The sequence below is a fragment of the Microcoleus sp. Pol17C6 genome, assembly GCF_036701145.1.
In the GTDB taxonomy this organism is placed as follows: Bacteria; Cyanobacteriota; Cyanobacteriia; order Cyanobacteriales; family Microcoleaceae; genus Microcoleus.
Genome location: NZ_JAUBQH010000159.1, coordinates 1 through 1,431, shown reverse-complemented (window position 1 = coordinate 1,431; position 1,431 = coordinate 1). Strand labels below are relative to the sequence as shown.

Sequence of the window (1,431 nt, the reverse complement as noted above, 5' to 3'; positions counted from 1 at the left end):
CCAGGGTAAGCTCATCTAATTTGGTATAATATGAACTTGACAAAGTTAACAAAATAAGCATAAGAGACTGTGTAGGCAGCATACTTGACTCCTAACACAGATCAGTGAGATGACAGTAATACTGTAGTTGAAAATCTCAAAAAATACCCTATATGTCTCAAGGCTTTAACAAGAAAAATGCCGATGCTCAGAAAAATTCTCATTCTGAGATAAAACTAACAGAAGTGGCAGATATCGGGTGTATTCAAAAAAGTTTAGTTCACCACTTCCAAGAGATCAAAGATCCCAGAGTAGAGAGAACTAAGAAACATCAACTCACAGATATCTTAGTAATTGCGATTTTAGCAGTAATTGCTGGAGCGCAAGGATGGGAAGACATGGAAAATTATGGCATTAGCAAAAAGCAGTGGTTAGAAAAGTTTTTGGCATTACCTCACGGTATTCCCTCGGATGACACCTTTCGTCGGGTATTCGAGTTCATTAACCCAGAAGAATTGAATCGTTGTTTTCTTCAATGGGTAGAAACCCTTGTCACCAAGATGGGAGGAGAAATAATCCCCATAGATGGGAAGACAATTAGGGGTTCATATGACCGAAATCAAGGGAAATCAGCACTCCATCTCATTAGTGCCTGGTCGAGTGAGCAACGTCTAGTCTTGGGACAGATGAAAGTAGAAGATAAATCTAATGAAATTACTGCTATTCCTGCATTATTAGAATTGCTGGATATTAGAGGCTCCATCATCACCATTGATGCCATGGGGACACAAACAGAAATTGCTAAAAAGATTATCGACAAGAAGGGAGATTACGTTCTGGCGCTCAAGGCAAATCATCCCACTCTCTACAATCAGGTTCAAGAATGGTTTGAAAAAGCCTCTGCACAGCAATTTCAAGGCATTGATGTCAGTTATGAAAAACGTGTTGAAAAAGGACATCACCGTCGGGAAATCCGTCAAGTCTGGTCGGTTCCACTTGCGGCTATTAATAATCTTTATCAACCCCGACTATGGGCAGGACTTCAAAGTGTTGTCATGGTTGTACGAGTCCGTCATCTCTGGAACAAAACTACCCGTGAGGTTCAATTTTATTTGTCTTCTTTGCACAGTGATGCTCAACTTATTGGTCGGGCTATTCGACAACATTGGGGTATTGAAAACCAGGCTCATTGGACTCTTGACTGTACATTTGCTGAGGATGCTTGCCGCATTCGCTCTTTCCACAGTCCTCGAAATTTTGCTATTTTACGACGCATTGCTCTCAATGCACTCAACCGCGAACACTCTTATAAACGTAGTCTCCGACAAAAAATGAAACGCACTGCTATGGATAACGATTATATGATTCAAGTTCTCTTTTCTTGTTTTATTGACCCTACATTAGATTCTTCTGAGTCCTTGTGTCAAGCCTAATTGAGATGCTCTTACCCTG

Annotated in this window: 1 protein-coding gene; it reads left to right on the top strand. The window is 40.6% G+C overall.

Annotated elements, in window-relative coordinates:
* The first annotated feature begins 152 nt into the window (after window positions 1-152).
* Complete coding sequence (locus tag QUA25_RS29160) at window positions 153-1,412, top strand: ISAs1 family transposase (protein WP_333043183.1); 1,260 nt, start codon at window positions 153-155, stop codon at window positions 1,410-1,412.
* The last annotated feature ends 19 nt before the right edge of the window (window positions 1,413-1,431 follow it).

Bases quoted from the DNA above. Each gene is read 5' to 3' on its own strand.
- QUA25_RS29160 (WP_333043183.1), top strand. From the start codon at position 153: ATGTCTCAAGGCTTTAACAAGAAAAATGCCGATGCTCAGAAAAATTCT.